The organism is Sphingobium estronivorans (assembly GCF_008692605.1).
GTDB lineage: Bacteria > Pseudomonadota > Alphaproteobacteria > Sphingomonadales > Sphingomonadaceae > Sphingobium > Sphingobium estronivorans.
Genome location: NZ_LFCT01000001.1, coordinates 178,454 through 199,083, shown reverse-complemented (window position 1 = coordinate 199,083; position 20,630 = coordinate 178,454). Strand labels below are relative to the sequence as shown.

The following is a 20,630-nucleotide window of genomic DNA, read 5'->3' as shown; positions in this document are numbered from 1 at the left end:
GACACACAAGCTGTGACCGGGGGCTCTGGCCTGAACGTGACTATGTGGGGCACGTGCGAAGCGCGCCGCTCAGCTCGACATGTCCGCCATCGTTCGGCAGCTCGCCGCGCATTTCTTGCAGGTGGCCGAGCAACGCGCGATCCGCTGGTCCGCGCTATGGCGTCCGCATTCCTCGGCGCAGCGCTCGCAAGCGTCGGCGCAGGCGCGGCAGACGATGCGGTGCAGGGCAGATTCCCGCAGCATCGAGTTGGCGGTCGCCTGGCACAGTTCCGCACAGTCGTTCAGCATGGCGATCAGCGACGCCGTAGCTGACGCGCCGCCTTGCTTCGTCAGCCAAGCGGCGGTTTCCAGGCACATGCGGTGCGAAGCCACGCAATCGTCGATGCAGTCCGTCATCGACATCGCCATCCCTTCCATTCGATGCTGCTGCGCCGCCGCCGGCACAGCCAGCGTTCCGGCGGCGGCAAGGCCGGCGCCGGCCATCAGCAATTCGCGTCTCTCGATCATCATGCACCTCCCATCTGCTATCCCTTGAGCGCTGTGCCGCATCCGGCGGCCTCAGCCGTCGCAGGCGACCCATCCGACGCCGCACGCGCCTTCTCCCGCGCCATCCGGGTTTCCTCCCAGGGCCAGTGGCCGTTGATCTCGACCCCGAGCGAGATGCTCAGGAAGGTCCGCACCAGCACCAGCCCGGCCAGAACGATGAGATCGTCGAGCGTTGGGTTGATCACCAGCGACTTGACGATGTCGCCGGCGACCAGAAATTCCAGGCCGAGCAGGATGCTGCGGCCGAGCGCCGAGCGGAACGCGCTATAGGCCTCGGTTCGGTCGCCCGCCCTCGCCCGCCGCGCAAACAGAAAGGTTGCGAGCCCCGCGCCGACCAGGATGGTCAGCGTGCCCGCCAGTTCCAGGCCGATCACCGCGAGCCGGAAGAAGGCGCTCAGCCAGTCGGCCTCAATGGTGATCATACCAGCCTCGCTTGCGGATATTGTTGAAGCTGTCGGTGGCGTGACAGGCATAGCATTGGTCGACGCGCGCCTTCGATCCGGCTGCGCGCTGCGAGACCATGCTGAAATGCTCCATGAAGTGACTCGGCGGCGCCTTGTGGCACTCGGCGCACTGCGTCGAATTGACCGATGGATGGCGGTAATTGGCGATCTTCCAGCTGTCGGTCTTGTGGCAGCTCGCGCAGTCGGTGCCGAACAGGCCCTGGTGCGGATCGCGGAACGCATGGCAGCTCGCGCAATTGAGCGCGGTCTCGGGGGTCAGGCTTCGAGTGTTTGTCGACATGCCCGCCAAAGGCTGCCGCCACTTCGCCATGTCGAGCAACGCGGCGTGATCCATGCGGATGATGCCGCGCTCTCCCTCATGTTCGACGTGGCAGGAGGTGCACTGCGTCGCTTTCGCGTGGAACTGCGTCGACTGCTTCGTCCCGAAATCGGTGCCCGCATGGCAGGTGAGACAGGTCCGGGTTTCGACGCCCTTGCCCGGCGTGTGGCAGGCCGTGCATTGGCCGGCAAAGGACTGGTGCGCGCTCGAGAGCGGGCCGGGCGAGACGAGCTGCGCCACCAGGCCGGCATCCCTCGGCGCGTCCGATCGCATCCGGATCGCGACCGCGGCGACCATCACCAGCAGGGCTGCGATGAAGACGGCGTAGGAAAGACGCTGCCAGCTCATAGCCAGCGCAGCCCGTAATAGATCGCCGCGCCGACGTGGAGCGCGAGCAGCGCGAAGATGAGACAGCCCAGCAGGATGTGCAGGAACCGCCACCGCGCGAACAGGGTGTTGGTTGCCTCTTCGGCACGGATCGCGAATTCGGTATCGGCCAGCGCTGCGGCGATCCCCGCCTTGTCCTGGGGGCGCTGGCCCGCGGACGCATCCCCGGCGACGAACAGATAGCGCTTCCAGCCCGACAGCGGCGGGGCTGCGGTATCGGCCTGCGTCGGCGCCGCCGGCTCCTCGAGGAAGGCGGCGCGAAGCGAGGCCAGTTCTGACCTGCGTCCGCGCAGCGCCCGACCAAGCTGGGCAAGCAGGTAGCGGCCGATGAAGCCGGTGATGACCGTCATCAGCAGGAGGACGGTCAGAAGCAGGCCGACCGGGCTTTCGAGCTTGTGCGCGGCGTGGACCAGACCCAGGATCGGCGCCAGCACGCCGGCATAGATGTGGATGGCGAGCAGGGTTGGCTTGCTGACGACCCGGGAGAGCGCCTTGTCGACCCAGGCGATGTGCTTGGCCGCGACATAAGGAAGCGTCAGCAGCATCAGCACGAGCGCTGCGATCCCGATGATCCCGCCGGCCAGGCTACCCGGAAAGCGGGGCGACACATGCACGAGATAGCCGAACGGGAACAGCAGCAGGAACGCGACCAGCAGGCCCACGGCAATGTCGCTGCGTTCGCGCATCAGGCTTCGACCACGAGCGGCGTGCCCGTCCCCTTCGCCTGGCACGCGAGCACATAGCCTTGCGCCTTGTCGGCGGGCGCAAGGCCGGATTCGACCTCCATCGTCACTTCGCCCTGCAGCAGCTTGACCACGCAGGCGCCGCATGTGCCCGCACGGCATGCATAGGGGATCTCGACGCCCGCGCCCTCGGCCGCCTCCAGCACGGTCTCGTCCGCGGGCAAGGCCGCCGACACCCCCGACACGGAGAAGGTCACCGTGCTCGGCGCCACCTCGGCGCTCGGGGCCGGCTTATCCGCTGGCGGGGGCGCGGGCTTGACCTCGAGATCCTCGTGGTCGGCCGGCAGCGAGGCCGGACCGAACGCCTCGGTGTGCAGCTGCGCTTCGGGGACGCCGAGTTCCGCCAGCACGCCGCGCATCGCGCCCATCATCGCCGGCGGGCCGCACATATGGATGCGCCGGCTCGCGATCTCCGGCACCGCGGCCAGGATCATCTCGCGCGTGATCGGCCCTTCGGGGCCCATCCAGACGGTGCCGGGCGCGCGCTGCATCGCGGCGACGACATGGAGGTTGGGAAAACGGCGTTCGAGCCGCTCGAGCTCGTCGCGGAACACGAATTCCTCGGTCGACCGTGCGCCGTAGAAGAAGAAGATATCACCCTTCCACGCGGTGTCGGTGAGATAGCGCAGCACCGACATCATCGGGGTGATGCCGACCCCGCCCGCGATCAGCACGATGCTCTGGGCATCCGTTCCCGTGAAGGTGAAGGCGCCGAACGGTCCGCTGACCTTCAGCAGATCGTCGGCGACGACCTTGTCGTGCAGGTATCGCGAGACCACGCCCTGCTCCTCGCGCTTGACCGTCAGTTCGACATAGGCCCGCTGGGTCGGCGAAGAGGCGATCGTGTAGGAACGGCGCGCGGTCTTGCCCGCTTCGGGCTCTACCTCGACCTGCAGGAACTGGCCCGGCAGGAAGTCGAACGGCAGCCGGTCGGCGGTCGGGTCCGCGAGCCGGAAGGTCAGCACGCTCGGCGTCTCTCGCACGATCTGGACCACGCGCAGCTGCCCCGCCCAGCTTTTGGGCTTGCGCAGCGACGCCCCAGCGGGTGCGGCCGCATTGCTCGGCGCGAGCCCGGCGCTGTCGGCAACGGGTGCAGGCGCGGGCGCAACCCTGGTAGCGGGAGGGGCAGCCTTCGGCTCCGGCTTTGCTGGAACCTTGGCGGTGGCGACACCGCCGGCGATCGCCCCGATCCGCCGCAGGCGGAAGATCTGCAGCGCGATAAGCGTGGCGCTCACCAGCCCCAGGAACAGCATGAGAAGGAGGTGCGAGGGCGAGATGCCGAACCAGTGATCGGCATGGCCGGGCGCGGCCTGGTCGATGTCGAGCTGATCGCGCAGCCAGGCAAGCCCGACCTCCCGGGGCGGCTGCAAGCCCCCGATCGCGCCCTGCGCGGCGGTGCCGGAGCGGAACAGGTCGGTTCCCTCGCGCAGGCGCCGCGCCGCATCGAGCCGGGCCGAGACCGTGGTCGCACGCGCGCCGTCGGCCGAGGCGGCGTTGATCATCGCCAGACCCGTGCTTACCCGTTCGCCGGCCTGCGCAGCGACCCGCTGCCTTGCCGCTTCGTCAAGCGCGGGAAAGGCGAGCAGCTGCGAGATGAAGCCGGTCCGGCGCGATTCGTGGCCGTGCTCATTCTCCCCTTCCCCATTGATCATGCGATCCATCATGGGGTTCATCATCTTCGCCATGTCCGACGACCCCGGCTCTGCCGGTGCGGACATGCCCCCGCCGGCCGGCATGCCTGCGCCATGATGCGCGGCATGATCCTCGCCCTCCTGCGCGCCCGCGCTCGCGGACAGGCTGAGAGCGATTGCGCAGCCGAGGCTCAAGCGTCGAAGGCTGATCCGCCTGGACATCCTCATCCCCTTAGTGTGCGAGCCTACATATCCTTCATCGGCATCGCCGCATTGCCCGGCGCGGGATCGGGTGCCGGCGCGGTCTGGTTGCCGGCCCCGGCGCGCATCGCGTCATGGTCCATCGCCTGACGGTGATGCCGCTCCATCTCGGCCTGGTTGCTCATCGCGTCCATCGGCGCCGCGTCTGCAGCGTTGCCGCTGTCGGTCAGGACCGGGGTGGCGGCGACGCTGTTCGCCGCGGGCGGCACCGTCTGGTCGGCTTGGCGGTCGCAGCCCGAAAGCGCGAGCGCCAGCAACAGGCTTCCGCCGACAAGTGGAAGGGCTTTCTTCGCATGGTCGATCATGGCTTTGCTCCTTGGCTTGAAAACTGTGTCCGGGCGCCATCCCTGGCGTCCGGACCGGCTCATTGCGCGCTGCGCAGAATCCGGAGACACCGGTCGTGCGAGAGGTTCATCGGGTTGCGCCCCTGCCCCTTCATCTCGCCATGATCATGCGGCGTCTGGAGACCCATATTGCCCTCCATCGCCCGGCAACTCTCGACCTGCGCCGAGGTCGGCCGCGTGGTCACACAGGCGCCTAGAAGCAGCGCCGGCGTGAGGACGGCGATCAAACGCATTTTCTTCATGACAAAACCCCTTTCGCTCGTGGTGATCGTTCGTCCTGCGCTGCCTGATGTTTCTTGTTATGCTGCTGGTCTTTCCGCCGCGCCGTCAGGAAGGCGAGGATCGGGCAATCGGAGACCGGCACTTCGCCCGGGCATTCGTCGGCGAGCATCCGCAGCATGTCGCGGATATCCGACAGGCGCTCGAGCCGGGCTTCGGCGTCCGCGATCTTGGCAAGCGTGATATCGAGCACGGCCTGGGCATGCGCGGTGTCCGACGCCCTGAGCGCCAGCAGCTGCCGGGCCTGTTCGAGTGTGAAACCAAGCTCCTGCGCCGAGCGGATGAAATTGACGCGCTCGAGGTCGGTCGCGTCGTAGAGCCTGTAGCCCGCTGCCGTGCGCGCGGGCTCGCGCAGCAGGCCCATCCGCTCATAATAGCGGATCGTATCCCGCCCCACGCCTGCGGCCGCGGCCAGTTCGCCGATCTTGAAATTGCCCATGTCATCCGCTCGATCATGCCGGTTGGACCATGGTCCAGGGTCAAGCGGTTTCGCTTTGACCCCGAACGGTCTCCTCGTCGCCGGCGGCCCGCTGCCCCGACGCGTCGCAGGGCAGCCCGTGCCGCCGGGCCACCGGCTTGTCAGTTCTTGCGAAGCTCGACGATGTCGTGCCTGGCAGGCGTGCCGTCGGCGACGGACACGTGCGCGAAGTGATCGTCAAAGATATGGTCGATCGTCACATGGCCGACGAGCTGGCGGTGATAGGTCGGCGCCACGCCCTTGGACGGACCCGGATGGGTCACGACGCGATAGACCTCGAGCTTCTGGCCGACCTCGGCGCCATCGGCCTTGCCGATGCAGACGACCGTGCCGTTGCTGCCCGTGTCGACGATCGAGCCGCGCATGAACAGGCTGTGCCCGATGCCCTGGGCCATAGCGGGGACGGCAGCAAGCATCGAAATGCCGGCAAGCGCGACCATGAGAGTTTTTCTGACCATATTCACCTCCTTGGATGGTAAGCCACCGCCCGGACTTTGCCGAGGGGAAGAGCGTCTCTTCAGGCTTGGGACTACGGTCCCGGGTCCAGCCTCGATATACGTAGAGGCCGCAGCCGATCTTCTTCCCCGGGCCGGATCTTTATTGACGCGGAGTTGACGGAATCAGCCGTCAGCACTTCAAAATCCGCGCGGCGCGAGACTTTGGTTGGCTGCGCCCGCGAAACCCGCTAGATATCGAGGCCCGTGAAACGCCTGCTCGCCCTCCTGCTCGTCATCGGAGCGCTGTCCGGTCTCTTCGGAGCCCAGATGGCGGCCGCGCACAGCGTGCCGCAGGCGGCAGGCGCGCCGCTGGCCAAGGGCATGGATGCGGACTGCATGGCGATGATGGCCAAGCAGCAGCCTGCGCCCAGCGAAAAGCCCTGCAAGGGCCTGACGCTCGATTGCATCGCCGCGATGGGGTGCGTGATCCCGCTGGTCGCAGCGGACCTGGCAGGCGGCGTTGCGCCTGCGCGTCTCTACGACGCGCCCAGCTTCTGGACGACCGACACGATATTGACCGGCAAGGCGGTTGCGCCCGAGCCGGATCCTCCCACCAGCCTTGCCTGATTGAACGAGCACGGGCTGCGCGCATCGATCGATGCGTGCGCGCCCGGTTTCCTTCTTTTCAGTCAAAGGTTTTCGTGATGATCAAACTGCTTCCGGCCGCCCTTGTGGCGGCCCTCAGTCTCGCCGCGCCTGCGCTTGCAACCGACGCGAGCCGCACGCCGCAAGGCCATTGGGAATGGCGGTCGGCGCCGCAATATGGTCCGCGGGCGACTGGCCCTGCGCGTGTCCGCATATGGGTGCCCGACAGCCGGGACATGGCCAGCTGCGATTGCGCGATGATGCAGGCAAGCGCCGCCGACTGCATGCGCGGCGCAGTCAGGTCGGACAAGGGCTAAACCCGCTCCGGAGCGGCGCGTCACATCTTGGCGCGCCGCCTCTGTCATGAGGGGATGATATCCATGATCATGATGCCGAGGCGCGCTGTGCGACGCCTGTTGCTCTCTATCGGTGCGACGCTTGCGAGCGCCTGGGCCGTGCCGGTGTCGGCCGGCCCGCTCACCTACGAGCAGGCAGTGAGGCTCGCTGCCGCCAACGCGCCAAGCCTCAAGGCGCGCGCGGCGGCGACAGCCGGCGCCCGCTCTTCGGCGGTCGCGGCCGATCGCCTGCCCGATCCGACGCTCGACCTGGGCCTGCAGAACTTCCCGGTGAGCGGCCCCAATGCCGGCAGCTTCACGCGCGACGATTTCACTATGGCGACGATCGGGTTCAGCCAGACCTTCCCCAATCTCGCCAAGCGCCATGCACGCGCCGCGCGCGCCGCGGCCGATATCGGTATCGCCGAGGCGGGCGAGCTGGTCGAAGGCCGCAACGTGCGGCTCGAGACCGCCCTCGCCTGGGTCGATCTCTATTATGGAGAACGCCGGCTCCGGCAGCTCGACCTGCTCGATGCCAGCCTCGACGACCTGCAGAAGACCGTGACCGCACGCCTGGCGTCGGGCAGCGCGCGCCCGAGCCAGGCGCTCGAGCCCGACCAGCTCCGCGCCGCCATCGCCGATCGCCGCGCCGAGATGGCTGCGGTGGTGGCGCAGGCGCGGGCCCGGCTCGCGCGCTATACCGGCGACCCCGACCCGCAGGCGACGGGCGACCCGCCGATGCTCGATGTCGATCCGATCCGGCTGCGGGCCGAAATCGATGCGCTTCCCGCCCTGCGCGCGCAGGACGCGCGGATCGCAGTCGCCGAAGCGGACGTGCGTCTCGCGCGCGCCGACAAGCGCCCCGACTGGAAGGTCGGCGTCACCTATGGCCGGCGCGATCCCATGTACGGCGACATGGCCTCGGTCGGCGTGTCGATCGACCTGCCGCTGTTCGCCGGCAAGCGCCAGAACCCCAGGATCGCTGCAAGCGAGAGCCTTGCGCAAGGGGGTCGGTTCGACCGCGAGGCGATCCGCCGCGAGCTGGTGGCGCAGCTCGACGCCGATCTCGCAGACCATGCCATGCATCTCTCCCGGTTGCGCAATGCCCGCGAGACGCTGGTGCCACTCGCCAGGCACCGCGCCGAGCTCGACCGCGACAGCTATGGCGCCGGCAAGCTCGACCTTGGCGCCGCGCTGCTCACGACGCTCGGGCTCGCGGAGGCCGAGGTCGAGGCGCTCAACCGCGAAGCCGACGTCGCGCGCGACGCGGTCCGCATCACTATCACCTATGGGGAGGAGCGGCCATGACGCTCGATAAATCCGCGCTGCGCTGGGGCGCATCGATCCTGGCTGTCGCGCTGCTGGCCGGCGGCACAGGCTATTGGGCTGGCCATCGCCAGGCACCGCAATCGGAGGCGACCACGCCCGCCGGGGCAGGCAAAGTCCTTTACTGGTACGATCCGATGTTCCCCAACCAGAAGTTCGACAAGCCCGGCAAGTCGCCCTTCATGGATATGCAGCTCGTGCCGCGATACGCGGACGGAGGAAGCGCCGGCGCGGCCCCCACGGTCGCCGTCGATCCCGCCGCGCGGCAGAGCCTGGGATTGCGGGTCGTCGCGGCGAAGATGGGCAGCCTTGCCTCGGCCCTCGAGGTCACCGGCACGATCGACTTCAACCAGCGCGACGTCGCCGTCATCCAGGCGCGTTCGGGCGGGTTCGTGAGCCGCGTCTATGCGCGAGCGCCCGGGGACGTGGTCCGCGCCGGCGCGCCGATCGCGGACCTGCTCCTGCCCGAATGGGGCGGCGCGCAGACCGAATATCTGAGCGTCAGGCGGCTCGGCAAGCCCGACCTCACCGCGGCCGCGCGCCAGCGACTGCGGCTGATGGGCATGTCCGACGGCCTCATCGCCAGCGTCGAGCGGAGCGGACGCCCGAACGGCGTGGTGACGATCACGACGCCGATCTCGGGCACGATCCAGACGCTCGACGCCCGTGCCGGCGTGACGCTCGCCATGGGCCAGACGCTCGCCCAGGTAAGCGGGCTCGGCACCGTCTGGCTCAATGCCGCGGTGCCCGAAGCGCGCGCGGGCGATGTCCGGGTCGGCCAGAATGCCAGCACCACGCTGGCGGGCTTCCCCGGCGAGCGCTTCGCCGGCCGGGTGATCGCGATCCTGCCGACCACGCAGGCCGACAGCCGCACGCTCACCGTGCGGATCGAGCTGCCCAACCGGGACGGCCGGTTGCGGCCGGGCATGTTCGCCAGCGTCGCGCTTGGCGGCGATGCCAAGCCGGCGCTGCTGGTGCCGAGCGAAGCGGTGATCCGCACGGGCAGGCGCACGCTCGTCATGCTGGCCGCAGGCGACGGGCGCTATCATCCCGCCGAGGTCCGCATCGGCCGCGAGGCAGGCGGCGAGACCGAGATCCTTGCCGGCCTGTCGCCCGGCGAGAACGTCGTCGTCTCGGGGCAGTTCCTGATCGATTCCGAGGCGAGCCTGTCGGGAATCGAGGCGCGGCCGATCGGCGGCGGTGCGGCATCGGCGACCATCGCCGCGCCGGCGTCGAAAGCCACGCTGTACGAGACGACGGGCAAGATCGAGCGGATCACGGCCAATTCGGTGACGCTCAGCCACGAGCCCGTTCCCGCGCTCGACTGGCCGGCGATGACGATGACCTTCGCGCTCGCCAATCCGGGCATCGCGCGCGGCTTCAAGGCGGGTGACCGGGTCCGGTTCGGGTTCGACCGGCCCCCGGCGGGACCGACGCTGCGGCATATGGCGAAGGTGGCGGGCCAGTGATCGCCCATCTCATCCGCTGGTCGGTGAGGAACCGCTTCTTCGTCGTGCTCGGCATGCTCGCGCTGGTCGGCGCGGGCCTGTGGGCGGTGCGCTCGACCCCGATCGACGCGCTGCCCGATCTTTCCGACGTGCAGGTCGTGATCCGCACTTCCTATCCGGGTCAGGCGCCGCAGATCGTCGAGAACCAGATCACCTATCCGCTCACCACCACCATGCTGTCGGTGCCCGGCGCCAAGACGGTGCGCGGCTATAGCTTCTTCGGCGACAGCTTCGTCTATGTGATCTTCGAGGACGGCACCGATCTCTACTGGGCGCGCAGCCGCGTGCTCGAATATCTCAACCAGGTCCAGGGTCGGTTGCCGGCCAGCGCCCGCAGCGCGCTCGGGCCGGACGCGACCGGGGTCGGCTGGGTCTATGAATATGCGCTGGTCGACCGCACCGGCCGGCACGATCTCTCGCAGCTTCGCGGGTTGCAGGACTGGTTCCTGCGCTACGAGCTGAAGACCGTGACCGGCGTGGCCGAAGTCGCCAGCATCGGCGGCATGGTCAAGCAGTACCAGGTGCTGCTCGATCCGGTGAAGCTCGCGGCCTACGGCGTAACCCACGCCCAGGCAGTGCAGGCGATCAGCCAAGCCAATCAGGAAGCCGGCGGCTCGGTGCTGGAAATGGCCGAGGCCGAATATATGGTCCGCGCCTCGGGCTATCTGAAAACGCTCGACGATTTCCGGGCAATCCCGCTCAAGACTGCGGCGGGCGGCGTGCCCGTCCGGCTCGGCGATGTCGCCACGATCCAGGTCGGCCCCGAGATGCGGCGCGGCATCGCCGAACTGAACGGCGAAGGCGAGGTCGCCGGCGGCGTCGTTATTCTTCGGTCAGGCAAGAACGCCCGTGAGACCATCGCGGCGGTCAAGGACAAGCTCGCCGATCTCAGGAAAAGTCTGCCGCCGGGCGTCGAGGTGGTCACGGTCTATGACCGCTCGCAGCTGATCGATCGCGCGGTCGAGAACCTCACCCGCAAGCTGGTCGAGGAGTTCATCGTCGTCGCATTGGTCTGCGCCCTGTTCCTCTGGCACGTCCGCTCGGCGCTGGTCGCGATCCTGACCTTGCCGCTCGGTGTGCTGGCCGCGTTCGTCGTAATGCGGTTCCAGGGGGTGAACGCCAACATCATGTCGCTGGGCGGCATCGCCATCGCCATCGGCGCGATGGTGGATGCGGCGGTCGTCATGATCGAGAACGCCCACAAGAGGATCGAACGCTGGGAGCAGGATCACCCGGACAGACATCTCGATGGCGAGATGCGCTGGATCGTCGTCACCGAGGCGGCGGCCGAGGTCGGGCCGGCGCTGTTCTTCAGCCTGCTGATCATCACGCTGTCGTTCATTCCGGTCTTCACCCTGGAGGCGCAGGAAGGCCGGCTGTTCGCGCCGCTCGCCTTCACCAAGACCTATGCGATGGGCGCGGCCGCGATCCTGTCGGTGACCCTGGTGCCGATCCTGATGGGCTGGCTGATCCGGGGCCGCATTCCGGCCGAGCAGGCCAATCCGGTCAATCGCTGGCTCACCAATATCTACCGGCCCGCGATCGACTGGACGATGAAGCGGCCCAAGGCAGTGCTGCTGATCGCGGCTCTGGTGTTCGCCACCACGGCCTGGCCGCTCAGCCGGCTCGGCGGCGAGTTCATGCCCAATCTCGACGAGGGCGACCTGCTCTACATGCCCTCGGCGCTGCCGGGCCTCTCGGCCGCCAAGGCGAGTGAGCTGCTCCAGCAGACCGACCGCCTGATCAAGACCGTGCCCGAAGTCGAAAGCGTGTTCGGCAAGGCCGGCCGCGCCGAGACCGCGACCGATCCCGCGCCGCTCGAAATGTTCGAGACGACGATCCAATTCAAGCCCCGCGACCAGTGGCGGTCGGGCATGACGCCCGAACGCCTTGTCGACGAGCTCGATCGCCGGGTGAAGCTTCCGGGTCTCGCCAATATCTGGGTGCCGCCGATCCGCAACCGCATCGACATGCTCGCGACGGGCATCAAGAGCCCGATCGGGGTCAAGGTGTCGGGCAGTGACCTCGCCGAGCTCGACCGCATCGCGCATGATGTCGAGACCGTGGCCAGGAGCGTGCCCGGCGTCAGCTCGGCGCTCGCCGAGCGGCTGACCGGCGGACGCTATGTCGATGTCGACATAGACCGCGCCGCCGCCGCGCGGTTCGGGCTCAACATCGCCGACGTCCAGGCCATCGTCTCCGGCGCGATCGGCGGCGAGACGATCGGCGAGACGGTCGAGGGCCTCGCCCGCTACCCGATCAGCGTGCGCTATCCGCGCGAATTGCGCGACAGCCTCGACGGGCTGCGGGGGCTACCGATCCTGACGCCCGCGGGCCAGCAGATCACCCTCGGCACGGTCGCCAATGTCACGATCGCCGAAGGGCCGCCGATGCTCAAGACCGAGAATGCCCGGCCCTCGACCTGGGTCTATGTCGATGTGCGCGGGCGCGATCTCGCCTCGGTGGTTGGCGATCTGCAACGCGCGGTGGCGAGACAGGTTCGGCTCTCGCCGGGGGTCAGCATCGCCTATTCGGGCCAGTTCGAATATCTCGAGCGCGCAGTCGACCGGTTGAAGCTGGTCGTGCCCGCGACGCTGCTGATCATCTTCGTGCTGCTCTACCTGATCTTCGGCCGCTTCGACGAGGCTGCGCTGATCATGGGCACGCTGCCGTTCGCGCTGACCGGCGGCATCTGGACGCTCTATCTGCTGGGGTTCAACCAGTCGGTTGCCACCGGGGTCGGGTTCATCGCGCTCGCCGGCATCTCCGCCGAGTTCGGGGTGGTGATGCTGATCTATCTCAAGAACGCGCTGGCGGAGCACACCGCAAATCCGGACGCCGCCGAAGTCGAGGCCGCCGTGCGCGAAGGCGCGCTGCTGCGCGTCCGTCCCAAGGCGATGACGGTGGCGGTGATCCTGGCCGGCCTGCTGCCGATCCTGCTGGGATCAGGCGCGGGTTCGGAGGTCATGAGCCGGATTGCCGCGCCGATGATCGGCGGCATGCTGACCGCGCCCTTGCTCTCAATGTTCGTCCTGCCCGCCGCCTATCTGCTGTTGCGCCGGCCCAAGACCGATCCCATCCCTCAACCCGTTTCATCATGAAGGAGAAGACGATGAACCATGCACGACTGACCATTGCCCTCGGCCTCGCCGCCCTGACTGCCGCGTGCGGCAAGAAGGCGGAGGCCCCGGTTGCGACTGAGACCAACGAGGCGGCGCCCGCCGCGACCATGAGCGGCGACATGGGCAACATGTCGATGGCGCCTGACGCGAACGCCGCGATCAAGGCCAAGGGCCATGGCACCGTCACCGCGATCGACAAGGCGGCAGGCACGATCACGCTCGATCATGGTCCGATCCCGGAGGCCAAGTGGCCCGCGATGACGATGGCGTTCAAGGCCGCGCCGTCGATCACCGATGCGGTCAAGGTCGGCGACAAGGTCGATTTCGACCTCTCGCTCAAGGGCAGCGATGGCGAGGTCACCGCGATCGCAAAGCAGTGATCCGCTAAGTTCGACCGGAAAAAGCTGGTTGCGTCGCCGCTCCCGGGCGGCGACGCCCGTGCCGGCCGTCTGCCTGGCTGTGCGCCCGGTCGACGGTTGCGACCGGCAACGCCCAATGCCAGCGGCGTTTCCCTGCGCGATCACCGACAATTTGAGCACGCTTCGCGGATCGCACATTGAACGTGCAAGCCGCCCTTGCTCGCGATAGCCTGAACGGCAAGGAGCCCAGTTTAGATGACCCAGCCAGTATGACCTTGTTACCCGCGACACATCATGATCTCGTGAGCGAGCTTGTCCGTCGTTGGCGAGACGATCCCGGCGCCACCTATCGCTCCTGGTTTCTGTGGGACGAACGGCTGAAAAACTTCCGCTCCATCCGTCGCGGGCTGCAGCAGGTGGTCGCAGAAATCGAAAGTGGGCGGTTCGGCGTCGCCTATCGCGGCTCGTCACTGGAAACGGTTGTCCACTCGATCGCCGAACAGCGGCAGATCTTCAAGGGCGCCGACCATGCCTGGCTGTGGAAGCCCAAGCTGCGCATTCCAGACATCTACGAAAGCCCGGACAACCAGCGGGCGTTCGGTCGCCTGCTCGACAATTGCTCGTGCTGCGATACCGCCGAGGAGATCATCAGCCACATCCGCAGCATAGACGCGCTCAAGATCAAGGGGCTGGGGCCGGCGGCGGCCAACCTGCTCTATTTCCTTCACCCGACGCTGGTGCCGCCCTTCAATACCGCGATCGTCAAGGGCTACAATGCCGTCACCGGCGCCAAGGTGAAGCTCGGGTCATGGGATCATTTTCTCGCCATGCGCGCCGGCATCCTCGACCTCAACGACCGTTACCGCGAGTTGCTCTCCAACGATCTCGGCGCGATCGGCGGACTGTTGTTCGACATTGGCTCGGGCCGCTATCCCGCGCCACCGCTGGAGGATGACGCAACGGCGGCCGACGACTGGCTCGGCAGATTGGAACATGCCAGAGCGGAGGCAAGCCGGCTCGACAAGACAGCCGCCGCGCAGGGCGAAACCGATCGCACGCACGCCGAAATCCAGGCCTGGCTGCGCGACCTCGGCCATGCCCTCGGTTACGATGTGTGGATCGCCGCCAATGACCGCGGTCGACTTCACGCTGGCTGCCCGCTTGGACAGGGATGCCTCGAGCGCCTTCCAGACGCCATTGCGACCTCTCCCGGAGCGGACTCGATCCGCCTCATCGACGTGTTGTGGCTGGCGAAGGGTGGCGACGGCGTCGCCGCCGCGTTCGAGGTTGAACATTCGACCTCGATCTACTCGGGGATCGTGCGCATGCTCGATCTGGCGCTGTCGGGGAGCGATCTGCACGCTGCCGCCGGGCTATTCCTGGTCGCACCGAATGCGCGCGAGCAGGACGTTCGCGCGCAACTCCGTCGCCCGGCTTTCAGCCGTATTGCCGATCTCGACTTCGCCTATCTGCCCTATGGCGAGCTGGAGAGAAACAGGGACGCGATCGCTCGTTTTGGAACGGGATTGAAGGCCATCAAGGCGATCTCAAGCCCCCTTCCCTGAAAGGGGGCGTTTGCGGGAGGGGGCGGAATCCTACGCCAAGCTCGCCCAGATAGCCGGCGCGAGATCTTACTTGTTGCTGCCTTCTACGGTCGCGCCAGAAAGGCGACGGCTCAGTTCTATCCGGCGATGGCTACGCATTTTGAAGGTGTCTGGCCCAACGCGCCGATACTCAATGAAGCCGAGAGAACGCCAAAATCGCTCTGCCGCTTCATTCGCTTCCAGCACGGCCAACCGAATCTCTGTGGCACCTCTCGCAGCGGCCCAGCTTTCGACCGTCGAGTAAATTGAGCGTCCGACGCCACGACCACGCTGTGCGGCATCTACGATCATGAAGCCGAGATACCATGTGCCATCACGCGGATAATCGCGGAGGATGGCCGCGATTGCATATAGGCCGCCAGGCCCCTTCCATCCCAGGACAGCTTGATTGTGGGCGCTCTTTTCGGGCGGCACATCGGAGAAAAGCTCGCGAGCATCGTCCAGCGTGGGCGCGGCCCCGTCCTGCAACAGGAAATAGTCGCTGCAACGGTTGTACAGGTCTGCAACGTCTGCGGCGTCCGCTTGGGTAAGTTTGATCGGGGCTCCCGTCATCATCATCGCGTTTTGGCAGCAAGCACGCGCTGACCGTAATCCCGGAGTTCCCCGTTGGGACCGACATAGCGGTAGAGAGTGACGCGCTCGATCCCGAGTTCCTTGCAGAGGTCGGAAACGGACGTGTCGCGTTGGGCCATAGCAGCCTGAGCGAGCCGCACCTGGGCCTTGGAGAGGGCGAACTTGCGGCCACCCTTGCGTCCCCGCGCGCGGGCAGCGGCCAGGCCAGCCATGGTGCGCTCGCGGATCATATCCCGCTCAAACTCCGCCAGTGTGGCAAAAATGCCGAACACCATCCGGCCCGATGGCGTCGTGGTGTCGATCTGCGCGCCCTTGCCGGTGAGCACCCGCAGACCGATACCGCGATCCGACAGATTCTGCACCGTGCTGACCAGGTGGGTGAGCGTTCGGCCGAGCCGGTCGAGCTTCCAAACGATGAGGACATCGCCGTCGCGCAACGATTTCAGGCAGGCGGCAAGACCGGGGCGATCATCACGGCTACCGGATGCACGATCATCATAGATATTGCCTGGCTCGACACCGGCAGCGCGAAGGGCATCGTGCTGCAGGTCGAGCGACTGCGAGCCGTCGGCTTTGGACACGCGGGCGTAGCCGATCAGCATGGATCACAAACGAAGGTTTGAGGCGGTGACGAACATGAGCACATAAGATTGGGCTATTGTGTATCTTAACCAGCATCTCAATCAAGCTATCTCAAACCGTAGCTCGGAAAGAATAAGGAGCATGTATGCCGCGTCGCGTGACCCTGACCGATCGACAGCGCGAGGCGCTGCTTCACTTGCCGGTCGATCAAGGTGAGCTGCTGCGGCACTATACCCTCAGCGATGAGGATCTCGGGCATATCCGCCAGCGCCGGCGCGCCCACAATCGTTTTGGCTTCGCGCTGCAACTGTGCGTCCTGCGCTACCCGGGCCGGGTGCTCGCTCCTGGCGAGTTGATCCCGGCGCAGGTATCGGATTTCATCGCGGCCCAGCTCGGCCTGACCAGCGACGATCTACTCCTCTATGCCGCGCGCGAGGAGACCCGGCACGAGCATCTGGCGGACCTTCGCCGAATCTACGGCTATCGCTCCTTTTCGGGGCGGGGCGCACGGGATTTGCGCGAATGGATCGCTCGGGAAGCCGAGGCGGCGACATCGAATGAGGATCTTGCCCGTCGCTTCGTTGCGGAGTGTCGCCGCACCCGCACGATCCTTCCCGGCTCCTCGACGATCGAGCGCCTTTGCGCCGATGCGCTGGTTGAGGCCGAGCGCCGGATCGAGGATCTTATCGCCCATCGCATCACGCCAACCCTGAGCGAGAATTTGGCTCACCTGTTGGAGGATACGGTGGATGGTCGCGTCACGCGCTTCGTATGGCTGCGACAGTTCGAGGTTGGCGCAAATTCAGCAGCCGCTAACCGGCTGATGGATCGACTGGAATATCTTCAAAGGTTCGATCTTCCGGCGGATTTGCTGGACGGCGTGCCGGCGCATCGTGTGACCCGGCTTCGCCGGCAGGGCGAGCGCTATTACGCCGACGGCATGCGTGATCTGCCCGAAGACAGGCGGCTTGCGATCCTCGCTGTCTGCACCCTGGAATGGCGGTCATCGCTGGCCGATGTCATCGTGGAGACCCACGATCGCATCGTAGGCCGTCTCTATCGGGCCTCCGAACGCCTTTGCAACACCAGGATCGCCGACGCAAAGGCGGCCGTTCGGGACACGCTGAAGTCCTTTGCCGAAATCGGTGGTGCTTTGCTTGGAGCGCAGGACGATGGCACGGCCCTGGACGGGATAATCGCCACCGGGCCTGGCTGGGAACGGTTCAGAACCCTTGTCGCCACGGCCTCCGCACTGACCAACGTGCTCGCGGCCGACCCGCTCAGCCGTGTGCTGGACGGCTATCACCGTTTCCGCCTCTACGCGCCCAGGATGCTGCGCCTGCTCGACATGCAGGCGGCGCCGATCGCCACGCCTCTTCTGGCGGCCGTTGCGATGCTGCGTAACGGGATCAAGGTCGATCCGCCGGTGGATTTTCTACGTCCCAACTTGAAATGGCATCGTCATCTTCGCGCTGAGCCCAGCGGCGACCACCGGCTTTGGGAAATCGCGGTGCTGTTCCACATCCGCGACGCCTTCCGGTCCGGTGACATATGGTTGGCGGGATCGCGCCGCTATGGCGACCTCAAGCAGCTTCTGGTCCCGCCACAGGCGATAGAGCAGACCGCGCGGCTCGCCGTGCCGCTGCGACCCGGCGAATGGCTGGCCGAGCGCAGGGCTCGACTGGATACACGGCTGAAGGAGTTTGGCCGCGCGGCGCGAACCGGCACGATCCCAGGCGGCATCATCGAGAACGGCAAGCTGCACATCGACAAGCTGAGGGCCGACACGCCCGAAGGGGCCGAGGATCTCGTGCTCGATCTCTATCAACAGCTCCCGCCCGCGAGGATCACCGATCTGTTGCTGGAAGTCGATGAGCGAACCGGATTTTCCGAGGCGTTCACGCATCTGCGCACCGGCGCGCCCTGCAGCGACCGGATCGGCCTGATGAACGTGTTGCTGGCGGAAGGCGTCAATCTCGGTTTGCGCAAGATGGCGGCGGCGACCAACACGCACAGCTTCTGGGAATTGCTGCGGATCGCGCGCTGGCATGTCGAAGGCAGCGCCTATGATCGGGCGCTCGCCATGATCGTGGAGGCCCACGCCGCCCTGCCCATGGCCGCCTTCTGGGGACAAGGGCAATCGGCATCCAGCGACGGGCAGTTCTTCCTTGCTACCGAGCAGGGCGAGGCGATGAATCTGATCAACGCGAAATATGGCAACGTCCCGGGCCTCAAGGGATACAGCCATGTGTCCGATCAATATGCGCCGTTCGCAACCCAGGTGATCCCGGCAACGGTCAGCGAGGCTCCCTATATCCTGGACGGGCTGCTCATGAATGACGCGGGCCGCCGCGTTCGCCAGCATTTTGCCGACACGGGCGGCTTCACCGATCATGTGTTCGCCGCCTGCGCCTTGCTCGGCTACAGGTTCGCCCCCCGTATCCGCGATCTCCCTCAGAAAAGACTCTATGCCTTCACGCCCAACGCGACGCCGGCCAATGTGCGAGCGCTGGTCGGAGGTAAGATCAATGAACCGCTCATCGAGCGCAACTGGCCCGACATCCTGCGCATCATGGCGACGATCGCAGCGGGGATCGTCGCCCCCAGCCAGATTCTTCGCAAGCTCGCCTCTTACCCGCGCCAGAATGGCGTCACCTCAAGCTTTGTACGCTGAACAACGATTTTCCGGACATAATGTGAACATTGGTGTCAGGCAGCGGCGCGAAGGTACTGGTAGAGGGTTTCGCGGCTGATGCCCATGTCGCGCGCTATGGTCGCCTTGCGTTCACCGGCGGCAACGCGGCGGTGCAGATCGGCAATCATCTCATCCGAGAGCGACCGTTTCCGCCCCCGATAGGCGCCGCGCTGCCGAGCGATCGCAATGCCTTCGCGTTGCCGTTCGCGGATCAGAGCGCGCTCGAACTCAGCAAACGCACCCATGACCGAGAGCATCAGATTGGCCATCGGGGAGTCCTCCCCCGAGAAGGACAGGCTTTCCTTCTCAAACTCGATCCGGATACCTCGCTTGGTGAGGCCCTGGACCAGCTTGCGCAGGTCATCCAGATTGCGGGCCAACCGATCCATGCTGTGGACGACGACGGTATCGCCTTCGCGGGCGAAAGTGAGCAGAGCCTCAAGCTGGGGGCGGTTGACGTCCTTGCCCGATGCCTTGTCGGTGAAGGTCCGATCGAGCGACTGACCTTCCAATTGGCGATCCACATTCTGATCGAACGTGCTGACCCGGACATAGCCGATCCGTTGCCCCTTCACTGCGCACTCTCTCCATCAAAATGTCAGGTTGAAATCTATGATACGTAACGAAATTCGTCAACAAATTCCGTTTATCACCCTAATCTGACAGAAACCGCAGTACCGCCCTGACGTCCAGTTAGGCTATACTCCAAGCTGACATCACAAAATCAAATCCCTCAAAGATGGCGTCAATTGCCTTGATGGGGTAAAAACTGGAGTGCTTCCAGGATGGGACATTCGGCAACGTCATCTCCAGTGCATCTGGCTAACGTGGTCGCCAGCGTCACCTCTATCTTCTGCAAATCTGCAATGCGGCGGCGGACATCTTCAAGGTGGAGTTCGGTTCTCGCCATAACCTCCGCGCAGGTTTGTGCACCGGTATCGGTGAGCGACAACAATGACCGTATCTCATCCATTGCATAGCCAAGGTCGCGCGCGCGCAGGATGAACTGCAACCTTTGCACCAGTTCCGGCGAATAGACGCGGTAGCCGTTGGAACTGCGAGGCGGCCCCGGCAGCAATCCCACCTTCTCGTAATAGCGGATGGTTTCGAGATTGCAGCCTGTTTTCCGGGCAAGCTGGGCACGCAAGATGCCGACCTGTTGCTCCATGAAAATACCTCTTGAGTCTGTAGTGGCTACAGAGCCTACACTGCGAATCACTCAGTTGGAACAAGGGATTCAAGCCATGGTCTCAACGCCGGAAGCGGGACAGCCAGCCCTCACCGAAAACCACGAGCCGAAGCAGGCAAACTGGGTTGCGGCGGGCGCATTGATCGGCGCGGGGCTCGCCTCGGCTTGCTGCGTCGTCCCGCTACTGTTGGTTATGCTCGGAATTTCCGGCGCGTGGATCGCCAACCTGACGGCGCTCGAACCTTACAAGCCCTATGTCGCAGGCGTAACGCTCGCGCTGCTCGGCTACGGCTTCTGGCATGTCTATTTCAAGCCGAAACCGCCCTGTGAAGACGGTTCCTACTGCGCTCGTCCACAATCGGCTTGGACCACCAAGGCGGTGCTGTGGCTGGGCCTTGCCGTCGCCATCCTGGCGCTCACCATCGACTGGTGGGCACCCTGGTTCTATTGAAAGGAAATACCCATGAAAAAGACAGTATGTATCGCTATGGCCGTGCTGGCTATGGCTGGCGGCGGGGTCGCCTATGCAGTTAGTGGCACGGCGCAAGATCGCCCCGCGGCTACCGCAACCGCTCAGAAGCAAACCACCTTTGCCATAGAGAACATGACCTGCGCCACCTGCCCGATCACCGTGAAGAAGGCGATGGAAGGCGTCGCCGGGGTAACGGCGGTCACGGTCGATTTCGCAGCCAAGACCGCGCGCGCAACCTATAACCCGCGCCGCACCAATGCTGCTGCGATTGCCGCTGCATCAACCAACGCGGGTTATCCGGCGCGCGCTATTCAAAACTGAGCGGGGCGCC

Annotated in this window: 22 protein-coding genes and 1 pseudogene; 10 read left to right on the top strand and 13 right to left on the bottom strand. The window is 65.9% G+C overall.

What is annotated here, in order from left to right; all coding sequences use genetic code 11:
* Nucleotides 1–69 precede the first annotated feature (69 nt).
* The 9 genes from F7P65_RS00975 to F7P65_RS00935 form a co-directional block, all read right to left on the bottom strand.
* The gene (locus tag F7P65_RS00975; RefSeq protein ID WP_015449267.1) at nucleotides 70–510 is read right to left on the bottom strand and encodes a four-helix bundle copper-binding protein; all 441 of its coding nucleotides are present in this window, start codon (nucleotides 508–510) and stop codon (nucleotides 70–72) included.
* Nucleotides 511–524: 14 nt separating this feature from the next.
* On the bottom strand, nucleotides 525–968 hold the full coding sequence (locus tag F7P65_RS00970; protein WP_007406411.1) for a DUF1622 domain-containing protein: 444 nt from the start codon (nucleotides 966–968) through the stop codon (nucleotides 525–527).
* Complete coding sequence (locus F7P65_RS00965) at nucleotides 955–1,677, bottom strand: hypothetical protein (RefSeq protein WP_007406380.1); 723 nt, start codon at nucleotides 1,675–1,677, stop codon at nucleotides 955–957. The genes F7P65_RS00970 and F7P65_RS00965 overlap by 14 nt, the downstream gene beginning before the upstream one ends.
* Nucleotides 1,674–2,402, bottom strand: a complete 729-nt coding sequence (locus tag F7P65_RS00960; RefSeq protein WP_007406424.1) for a hypothetical protein — start codon at nucleotides 2,400–2,402, stop codon at nucleotides 1,674–1,676. Before F7P65_RS00960 ends, F7P65_RS00965 begins: the two co-directional genes overlap by 4 nt.
* Nucleotides 2,402–4,312 carry a 2Fe-2S iron-sulfur cluster-binding protein gene (locus tag F7P65_RS00955; protein ID WP_030089529.1) on the bottom strand — a complete coding sequence of 637 codons (1,911 nt, stop codon included), beginning with the start codon at nucleotides 4,310–4,312 and terminating at the stop codon, nucleotides 2,402–2,404. The genes F7P65_RS00960 and F7P65_RS00955 overlap by 1 nt, the downstream gene beginning before the upstream one ends.
* 23 nt (nucleotides 4,313–4,335) lie before the next feature.
* The gene (locus F7P65_RS00950) at nucleotides 4,336–4,656 is read right to left on the bottom strand and encodes a hypothetical protein (RefSeq protein ID WP_007406382.1); all 321 of its coding nucleotides are present in this window, start codon (nucleotides 4,654–4,656) and stop codon (nucleotides 4,336–4,338) included.
* A 59-nt stretch (nucleotides 4,657–4,715) separates the two neighbouring features.
* The gene (locus F7P65_RS00945) at nucleotides 4,716–4,937 is read right to left on the bottom strand and encodes a hypothetical protein (RefSeq protein ID WP_007406426.1); all 222 of its coding nucleotides are present in this window, start codon (nucleotides 4,935–4,937) and stop codon (nucleotides 4,716–4,718) included.
* Entirely contained in the window at nucleotides 4,934–5,413 is a 480-nt protein-coding gene (locus F7P65_RS00940; RefSeq protein WP_007406417.1) for a heavy metal-responsive transcriptional regulator, read from the bottom strand. Before F7P65_RS00940 ends, F7P65_RS00945 begins: the two co-directional genes overlap by 4 nt.
* Nucleotides 5,414–5,553: 140 nt before the next feature.
* Nucleotides 5,554–5,892 (bottom strand): hypothetical protein, encoded by a 339-nt coding sequence (locus tag F7P65_RS00935; RefSeq protein ID WP_007406371.1) that lies wholly within the window; start codon nucleotides 5,890–5,892, stop codon nucleotides 5,554–5,556.
* Nucleotides 5,893–6,153: 261 nt separating this feature from the next.
* Between F7P65_RS00935 and F7P65_RS00930 the strand changes: the two genes are divergently transcribed.
* The 7 genes from F7P65_RS00930 (at nucleotide 6,154) to F7P65_RS00900 (ending at nucleotide 14,749) form a co-directional block, all read left to right on the top strand.
* Nucleotides 6,154–6,516 carry a hypothetical protein gene (locus tag F7P65_RS00930; RefSeq protein WP_007406428.1) on the top strand — a complete coding sequence of 121 codons (363 nt, stop codon included), beginning with the start codon at nucleotides 6,154–6,156 and terminating at the stop codon, nucleotides 6,514–6,516.
* 77 nt (nucleotides 6,517–6,593) lie between these two features.
* The gene (locus F7P65_RS00925) at nucleotides 6,594–6,851 is read left to right on the top strand and encodes a hypothetical protein (protein ID WP_007683334.1); all 258 of its coding nucleotides are present in this window, start codon (nucleotides 6,594–6,596) and stop codon (nucleotides 6,849–6,851) included.
* Between the two features lie 63 nt (nucleotides 6,852–6,914).
* Nucleotides 6,915–8,177, top strand: coding sequence for a TolC family protein (locus F7P65_RS00920; RefSeq protein WP_029548875.1), 1,263 nt, complete (start codon nucleotides 6,915–6,917; stop codon nucleotides 8,175–8,177).
* Complete coding sequence (locus F7P65_RS00915) at nucleotides 8,174–9,664, top strand: efflux RND transporter periplasmic adaptor subunit (protein WP_007406384.1); 1,491 nt, start codon at nucleotides 8,174–8,176, stop codon at nucleotides 9,662–9,664. Before F7P65_RS00920 ends, F7P65_RS00915 begins: the two co-directional genes overlap by 4 nt.
* Nucleotides 9,661–12,804, top strand: coding sequence for an efflux RND transporter permease subunit (locus F7P65_RS00910; protein ID WP_016746446.1), 3,144 nt, complete (start codon nucleotides 9,661–9,663; stop codon nucleotides 12,802–12,804). Before F7P65_RS00915 ends, F7P65_RS00910 begins: the two co-directional genes overlap by 4 nt.
* The gene (locus tag F7P65_RS00905; RefSeq protein WP_007406376.1) at nucleotides 12,801–13,205 is read left to right on the top strand and encodes a copper-binding protein; all 405 of its coding nucleotides are present in this window, start codon (nucleotides 12,801–12,803) and stop codon (nucleotides 13,203–13,205) included. Before F7P65_RS00910 ends, F7P65_RS00905 begins: the two co-directional genes overlap by 4 nt.
* A 281-nt stretch (nucleotides 13,206–13,486) precedes the next feature.
* Entirely contained in the window at nucleotides 13,487–14,749 is a 1,263-nt protein-coding gene (locus tag F7P65_RS00900; RefSeq protein ID WP_007683327.1) for a hypothetical protein, read from the top strand.
* Nucleotides 14,750–14,815: 66 nt separating this feature from the next.
* On the opposite strand, the gene F7P65_RS00895 is transcribed toward F7P65_RS00900, so the two are convergent.
* Both F7P65_RS00895 and F7P65_RS00890 read right to left on the bottom strand, forming a co-directional pair.
* Complete coding sequence (locus F7P65_RS00895) at nucleotides 14,816–15,346, bottom strand: GNAT family N-acetyltransferase (RefSeq protein WP_007686150.1); 531 nt, start codon at nucleotides 15,344–15,346, stop codon at nucleotides 14,816–14,818.
* Nucleotides 15,343–15,963, bottom strand: coding sequence for a recombinase family protein (locus F7P65_RS00890; RefSeq protein WP_008832583.1), 621 nt, complete (start codon nucleotides 15,961–15,963; stop codon nucleotides 15,343–15,345). Before F7P65_RS00890 ends, F7P65_RS00895 begins: the two co-directional genes overlap by 4 nt.
* A gap of 125 nt (nucleotides 15,964–16,088) precedes the next feature.
* On the opposite strand from F7P65_RS00890, the pseudogene F7P65_RS00885 reads away from it, so the two are divergent.
* A pseudogene (locus tag F7P65_RS00885) lies at nucleotides 16,089–18,590 on the top strand (Tn3 family transposase); the annotation flags it as partial.
* Nucleotides 18,591–18,652: 62 nt separating this feature from the next.
* On the opposite strand, the gene F7P65_RS00875 reads toward F7P65_RS00885, so the two are convergent.
* Both F7P65_RS00875 and F7P65_RS00870 read right to left on the bottom strand, forming a co-directional pair.
* Nucleotides 18,653–19,213 (bottom strand): recombinase family protein, encoded by a 561-nt coding sequence (locus F7P65_RS00875; protein WP_004213255.1) that lies wholly within the window; start codon nucleotides 19,211–19,213, stop codon nucleotides 18,653–18,655.
* A 170-nt stretch (nucleotides 19,214–19,383) separates the two neighbouring features.
* Nucleotides 19,384–19,806 (bottom strand): MerR family transcriptional regulator, encoded by a 423-nt coding sequence (locus F7P65_RS00870; RefSeq protein ID WP_014072603.1) that lies wholly within the window; start codon nucleotides 19,804–19,806, stop codon nucleotides 19,384–19,386.
* A 76-nt stretch (nucleotides 19,807–19,882) separates the two neighbouring features.
* Between F7P65_RS00870 and F7P65_RS00865 the strand changes: the two genes are divergently transcribed.
* Together F7P65_RS00865 and F7P65_RS00860 are read left to right on the top strand one after the other, a co-directional pair.
* The gene (locus F7P65_RS00865) at nucleotides 19,883–20,278 is read left to right on the top strand and encodes a mercuric transporter MerT family protein (RefSeq protein ID WP_014072602.1); all 396 of its coding nucleotides are present in this window, start codon (nucleotides 19,883–19,885) and stop codon (nucleotides 20,276–20,278) included.
* Between the two features lie 12 nt (nucleotides 20,279–20,290).
* Nucleotides 20,291–20,620 (top strand): heavy-metal-associated domain-containing protein, encoded by a 330-nt coding sequence (locus tag F7P65_RS00860; protein ID WP_004213249.1) that lies wholly within the window; start codon nucleotides 20,291–20,293, stop codon nucleotides 20,618–20,620.
* Nucleotides 20,621–20,630: the final 10 nt, after the last annotated feature.